A 6465-nucleotide genomic window follows, 5' to 3' on the forward strand; every position below is an offset into this window, starting at 1 on the left:
CAACCCCCACCGCCGTCTGAGAGGACTTACGGCCATGACCACCCCGCCACCCGCCGGCGGGGCCCCCGGCGTGCCCACTCCGGGCCCGGGCCAGGTGCCCCCGCGACCGAACCACCCCCCGCGCCCGCCCGGCCCACGCCGCGACGACGACGCCTACCGCCCCGGCGATGGCCTGTTCGCCTGGCTGTCGCTGCGGCCCACCATCCGCATCCGGCTCACCCTGCTGTACGGCGGGATGTTCCTGATGGCCGGCGTGGTGCTGCTGCTGCTGATGTACTACTTCGTCCGCTCGGCCTTCCAGACCGACCTGGTGCCGCACTTCACCCTCGGCCAGGGCGTCACACTGCGGGCCTACGACGGCGCCACCCTGACCAACCAGGGCGAGCTCGACCGGTGGCTGGCGCACTTCCAGGACACCCGGAGCAACGAGGCGCTCTCCACGCTGCTGCGCAAGGCGCTCACCGCCCTGGTCTGCCTGGCCGTGATCGCCTTCGCGGTCGGCTACACGGTGGCCGGCCGGGTGCTGCACCCGCTCGGCCGGATCACCCGCACCGCCCGCGAGGTGGCCGGCTCCGACCTGCACCGCCGGATCAACCTGGACGGCCCGGACGACGAGCTCAAGGAACTCGCCGACACCTTCGACGAGATGCTGGAGCGCCTCGACCGCGCCTTCGACTCCCAGCACCGGTTCGTCGCCAACGCCTCGCACGAGCTGCGCACCCCGCTGGCGATCAACCGCACCCTGCTGGAGGTGCAGCTCTCCGATCCCAACACCTCGCCCGACCTGCAACAGCTCGGCAAGACCCTGCTGGCCACCAACGAGCGCAGCGAACAGCTGGTGGAGGGCCTGTTGCTGCTGGCCCGTAGCGAGAACGAGCTGACCGAGCGGCGCCCGGTCGACCTCGCCGAGGTCGCCCAGCGCGCGCTGGAACAGATCCGCCCGGAGGCCGGCAACCGCGAGGTCGAGCTGCGCCCCGAACTGGCCGAGGCGCCCGCCCACGGCAACGGCGTGCTGCTGGAGCGGATCGCGCTCAACCTGCTGCAGAACGCCGTCCGCTACAACAGCCCCGGCGGCTGGGTGGAGATCACCACCGCCACGGTCCGCGGCGGGGGCGGCGAGCTGGTGGTGAGCAACACCGGCCCGGTGGTCCCCGGCTACGAGCTGGACCACATCTTCGAGCCGTTCCGGCGGCTGAAGAACACCGACCGCACCCGCAGCGACAAGGGCGTCGGTCTCGGCCTGTCGATCGTCCGCTCCGTGGTGCGCGCCCACGGAGGCACCCTGGAGGCCACTGCCCGCCCCGGAGGAGGCCTGCGCATCCAGGTCCGCATCCCTTAGTCGCCGGGACACCCTGCGGGCCGCCTGTGCCCGTACACGGCGTTTTCCGGTGCCGGGACGCCCTCAGCCGCCCCTGCCCAGCCTTTGTCGGAACGACATAAGCGCTGGACAGGGGCGGCTTGTCATTTGCGGCCGGAAGAACTTACGGTGTCGTAACCTACGCAGCCGTAGGTCCGCCCGCACTTCCGCAGGAGCAACCGCCGTGACCATCGCCCCCGTGCAGCGCATCGCAACGACCGCCTGGACCGACGCCAGGCTGATCCTCGCGCTCGAAGAGGTCGTGGAGACCGAGCTCAACCGCCACCTCAAGGTGGCCAAGGAGTGGATGCCGCACGAGTACGTGCCGTGGAGCCAGGGGCGGGACTTCGACGGCGTGCTCGGCGGCGAGGCCTGGTCCCTCGACCAGTCCAAGGTCACCCCGCTGGGCCGGATCTCGCTGGTGGTCAACCTGCTGACCGAGGACAACCTCCCCAGCTACCACCACGAGATCGCCACCATGTTCGGCCGCGAGGGCGCCTGGGGCACCTGGGTGCACCGCTGGACCGCCGAGGAGGGCCGGCACGGCATAGCGATCCGCGACTACCTGCTGGCCACCCGCGCCGTCGACCCGGTCGAACTGGAGCGGGCCCGGATGGCGCACATGGCGAACGGCTTCGAGTCCGACAACGCGCACAGCATGCTGCAGTCCGTCGCCTACGTCGCCTTCCAGGAACTGGCCACCCGGATCGCCCACCGCAACACCGGCCACCACTCCGGCGACCCGCTCTGCGACCAGCTGCTGGCCAAGATCGCCAACGACGAGAACCTGCACATGGTCTTCTACCGGAACCTGCTCAAGGCCGCCCTGGAGCTCGCCCCCGACCAGGCCATGCGCGCCGTCGCCGACGTGGTGATCAACTTCCGGATGCCCGGCCACGGCATGCCCGGCTTCGAGCGCTCCGCCGCCCAGATCGCCATCGGCGGCATCTACAACCTTCGGATCCACCACGACGACGTGCTGCAGCCCGTGCTGCGCCACCTGAAGGTCATGGAGATCACCGGCCTCGGCCCGGCTGGCCGGCAGGCCCAGGAGGAGCTCGGCGCCTTCCTGGAGGGCCTGGACGCCCAGGCCACCCGCTTCGACGAGCGCCAGGCCGCGCTGCTCGCCCGCCGCGCCGCCGCGGCCGCCGCCCGCGCCTGAGCGCCGTCGCCGCCCGCGCCTGAGCGCGGTCGCCACGCGCAGTCGGGCGTGGCCGGCCACCCGCAGCGGAGTGTGGTCGCCCGGGAGCGGAACGTCTCCGTTCGATTCCGGTCGGTATGCGGACAATCCGACCGCGCAAAGGTGAGCCGAAAGGCCCGTTTTCACGGGAATCGCCCACACTCGCGCCAGATGTGACGAACATCACACTCGGCCGGGTGGCTCATTCGTGCCACCCGACCGGGCGATCACCCGTTCGGATGGAGTGGCTACGGTGGGTCACCGTGCCCGATAATCGCGGACAACTCGACCATTGGTCAAGAACCTTTCCTGACCGCCCAGTTGCCGCTCCGGGCGCCGATCGGCCGCCACGCACCGTCACGATCGCTGACTCGCACCCTTGGCCGGCTCACCCGCACGGGTGAGCTCTTTCGAACCCTGTTCGACCGTCCCGACGGGCCTCGGGCCGGGTGTCGATTGAGTAACAGGGCTTGAAGTAAGGCACAATCTCGCCCTCGGGTCGGGCACAAGACCGGCCCCCCAGGCGTTACGTGCGCTGGAGATACCGCACACACCCAAAGGGGGAGAGCGAAAAATGGCAACGGACTACGACACCCCACGCAAGACCGATGACGACCTCAACGAGGACAGCATCGAGGAACTGAAGGCCCGCCGGAACGAGAAGGCCTCCGGCTCCGTCGACGTCGACGAGTACGACGCCAACGAGGGCCTGGAGCTTCCCGGTGCCGACCTCTCCAACGAGGAGCTGTCGGTCCGCGTGCTGCCCCGGCAGGCCGATGAGTTCACCTGCATGAGCTGCTTCCTGGTGCACCACCGGAGCCAGCTCTACAGCGAGAAGAACGGCCAGCCGATCTGCCGGGACTGCGGCGCCTGAAAACGGAGCGGCACTGGCCCGGGCGGGCGAGACCCCTCCGCCGGCCCGGTACGCCGCCCCGTCCGGCCCTGAGCAGCGGGGCCGGAGGCAGAAGCAGCGACCGTCCCGAGCGGTCGCACCCGGCAGAACGCGAACCGCGCGCCTGCACCCGCAGAGCACGCAGACAGACCGAAAGGGACGGCCCCACGCTGGTGGGGCCGTCCCTTTCGGTCTGTCTGCGTTGTGGTTGTCCCCGGGCCGCCGGTCAGCGGCTGCGGCCGCCCGCCGCCTCGCCCAGCGCGTCCGCCAGGCGCTGCGGCGACCGGGTCGACAGGTACAGGTACGGGGTCGGGTCGGTCGGGTCCGTCACCGCGACCTTCAGCGCCGTCGGGACGTAGCTGCGCAGCAGCATGAACGCCCGCGGATCGGCCTTCACCGAGCGCCAGGCGACGGCCTCCTTCGGGTTCAGCACCTCGGCCTCGCCCAGGGCGCTCACCGGGATCCGGGCCTGCCCGGCCACCAGCGATCCCTGCACCACCCGGATCCGCGCCGAGCCGTAGCTGCTCAGGGCGGCCGCACCGGCGGCCACCCCCACGACCAGCCCGATCAGGGCGCCCAGTCCGTTGAACCGGAGCATGATCAGCCCGAACGAAAGCCCGAGCGCCACGGGCAGCAGCCACCAGGACCGCGGGACGGTGAGACGTTCCTCGTACATGCCTCCATTGTGGGCGCAGCACACGCCGTGCCCGGCGGCCGGGGCCCCTCGGCGTGCCTGTGCCGGAAACCTACTGGCAGGTAGGGTCGCGAGCGTGAACGGACCCACCCCCACCACCCCGCCCGCGGACGCCGTCCTGCCGCCCCGCTCCCCGTACGCCCCCGCACCCGGCACCGTCATCGGATCCCACTACGACGGCTGCTTCGGCTGCGGCCCGCACCACCCGCACGGCCTCCAGCTCACCGCCGTCGCCGGCGAACAGCTCGACGTCACCGCGCAGTTCACCGTCAAGACGGCCCACCAGGGCGGCCCCGGCCTCGCCCACGGCGGCATCCTGGTCAGCGCCATGGACGAGACCCTCGGCACGCTCAACTGGCTGCTCGGCGCCCCCGCCGTCACCGGCCGGCTGGAGACCGACTTCGTCCGCCCCGTCCCCGTCGACTCCGTGCTGCACATCCACGCACGGGTGACAGGCGTCCACGGCCGCAAGGTCTACAGCGCCGCCGAAGGCCGCATCGGCGGCCCCGACGGGCCGGTCGCCATTCGCGCCCAGGCACTGTTCGTCCAGGTGAAGCTGGAACACTTCACCACGCACGGCCGACCCGAGGACGTGCAGAAGGTCCTGGACGACCCGGACCAGATCAAACGCGCCCGAGCCTTCGAGGTGAACCCGTGACCGACTCCGCCCGCCAGCCCGTCGACATCCTGATCCGCCGCCTCGACCCGGAGATCCCGCTCCCCGCCTACGAGCACCCCGGCGACGCCGGCGCCGACCTGCGCACCACCGAGGACGCCGAACTCCAGCCCGGCGAAAGGGCGTTGCTCCCCACCGGCATCTCCATTGCGCTACCGGACGGCTACGCCGCGTTCGTTCACCCGCGCTCCGGTCTGGCAGCCCGCTGCGGAGTTGCACTGGTGAACGCCCCAGGGACGGTCGATGCCGGGTACCGTGGTGAGATCAAGGTGATCGTCGTCAACCTGGACCCTCGGGAGCCGGTCAACTTCAAGCGAGGCGACCGAATTGCCCAGCTGGTCATCCAGCAGGTCGAGAAGGCCCGCTTCCACGAAGTGGGTGAACTCCCGGGTTCGGTCCGGGCCGAAGGCGGGTTCGGCTCGACCGGCGGTCACGCTGCGGTCTAGCATGCGCCGCGGTCCCGGCCCAGCCGGGCAGCACGACGAGCGGTGGAAGAAGCGATGCAGTTTCAGCGATTTTCGGCCGGTCCGATGGGTAGCAGGTAGCAGATATTCGCGTTCGGTCTTGGATTCGGTCTTGGACCGGGAAGGACAGTGACCGTGTTCCGTCGTCGCAAGAGCGAGGACGCTGTCGAGCAGCTCGCCGAGGACGCCATCAGCGCCGACGAGACGGCCGATGACGTCGAGGGTTCCGTCGAGAACGAGAACGACACCGAACTCGACCCGGCCGACCGGGTCGGCCTCCCGCCGGCCCCGCGCCCGGACGGGCCGTGGGACGTCTCCGAGCTGGAGAAGCCCGAAGAGGGCCGCGTCGACCTGGGTGGCCTGCTGGTCCCCGGCGTCGAGGGCATGGAGCTCCGGGTAGAGGTGGCCGGTGACTCGATCGTCGCCGCCACCCTGGTGCTCGGCAACAGCGCCATCCAGCTGCAGGCCTTCGCCGCCCCCAAGTCGGAGGGCATCTGGGGCGAGGTCCGCGAGGAGATCGCCAACGGCATCACCAGCCAGGGCGGCGCCATCGAGGAAGAGGAGGGCTCGCTCGGCTGGCACCTCCGCGCCCAGGTCCCGGTGCAGCTCCCCGACGGCACCCAGGGTGTCCAGCTGGTCCGCTTCATCGGCTGTGACGGACCGCGCTGGTTCCTCCGCGGCGTGATCTCCGGCCAGGCCGCGGTCCAGCCCGAGATGGCCGGCATCCTCGAAGAGGTCTTCCGGCAGACCGTCGTGGTCCGCGGCGAAGCCCCCATGGCGCCCCGCGACCCGATCGTCCTCAAGCTCCCCGAGGACGCCCAGATGGTCGCCGACGGCGCCGCGGCCCCCACCGCCGAGGGCGAGTCCCCCTACGCGGGCGGCTCCATCGACCCGTTCTCGCGCGGCCCCGAGATCACCGAGGTCCGCTGACCTCCAGGACGTCCCGCGTCCCCTTCCGCCCCCGCACGGTCCGCGTGCGGGGGCGGATTTGCTTTGCGGACGCGGATCCCCGTACAGTTCCGGAGTCGCACCGAGAGGGGCGAACGAAAGCAAGTCGGATCGAATGAAACTCCGGAAAACGGAGCGGAAAACGTCTGATAAGCTGGAAACACGAAAGAACGAAGCGCCCGGAGGGCCTGCTGGAAGGCAGACCGAAGGAAGTGTCCGTTCCTTGAGAACTCAACAGCGTGCCAAAAGTCAAC

7 protein-coding genes are annotated in these 6465 nt (G+C 70.6%); 6 read left to right on the forward strand and 1 reads right to left on the reverse strand.

What is annotated here, in order from left to right; all coding sequences use genetic code 11:
• Nucleotides 1-34 precede the first annotated feature (34 nt).
• From ACGFWJ_RS35195 to ACGFWJ_RS35205, 3 genes are all read left to right on the forward strand, one after another.
• Nucleotides 35-1339: a sensor histidine kinase gene (locus tag ACGFWJ_RS35195; protein ID WP_392956752.1), complete on the forward strand. Its 1305-nt coding sequence runs from the start codon at nt 35-37 to the stop codon at nt 1337-1339.
• 202 nt (nt 1340-1541) lie between these two features.
• Nucleotides 1542-2519: an acyl-ACP desaturase gene (locus ACGFWJ_RS35200; protein ID WP_387648919.1), complete on the forward strand. Its 978-nt coding sequence runs from the start codon at nt 1542-1544 to the stop codon at nt 2517-2519.
• A gap of 592 nt (nt 2520-3111) precedes the next feature.
• Complete coding sequence (locus ACGFWJ_RS35205; protein WP_043909894.1) at nt 3112-3411, forward strand: DUF4193 domain-containing protein; 300 nt, start codon at nt 3112-3114, stop codon at nt 3409-3411.
• A 244-nt stretch (nt 3412-3655) separates the two neighbouring features.
• On the opposite strand, the gene ACGFWJ_RS35210 is transcribed toward ACGFWJ_RS35205, so the two are convergent.
• Entirely contained in the window at nt 3656-4105 is a 450-nt protein-coding gene (locus ACGFWJ_RS35210; RefSeq protein ID WP_387648922.1) for a DUF3093 domain-containing protein, read from the reverse strand.
• Between the two features lie 94 nt (nt 4106-4199).
• Here ACGFWJ_RS35210 and ACGFWJ_RS35215 point away from each other — a divergent pair, with 94 nt between their 5' ends.
• From ACGFWJ_RS35215 to ACGFWJ_RS35225, 3 genes are all read left to right on the forward strand, one after another.
• Nucleotides 4200-4781, forward strand: coding sequence for a PaaI family thioesterase (locus ACGFWJ_RS35215; RefSeq protein WP_387648924.1), 582 nt, complete (start codon nt 4200-4202; stop codon nt 4779-4781).
• Complete coding sequence (gene dut / locus ACGFWJ_RS35220) at nt 4778-5245, forward strand: dUTP diphosphatase (protein ID WP_073817349.1); 468 nt, start codon at nt 4778-4780, stop codon at nt 5243-5245. Before ACGFWJ_RS35215 ends, dut begins: the two co-directional genes overlap by 4 nt.
• Nucleotides 5246-5398: 153 nt before the next feature.
• The gene (locus ACGFWJ_RS35225) at nt 5399-6193 is read left to right on the forward strand and encodes a DUF3710 domain-containing protein (protein ID WP_387866718.1); all 795 of its coding nucleotides are present in this window, start codon (nt 5399-5401) and stop codon (nt 6191-6193) included.
• Nucleotides 6194-6465: the final 272 nt, after the last annotated feature.

The organism is Kitasatospora sp. NPDC048407, from assembly GCF_043200475.1.
In the GTDB taxonomy this organism is placed as follows: Bacteria; Actinomycetota; Actinomycetes; order Streptomycetales; family Streptomycetaceae; genus Kitasatospora.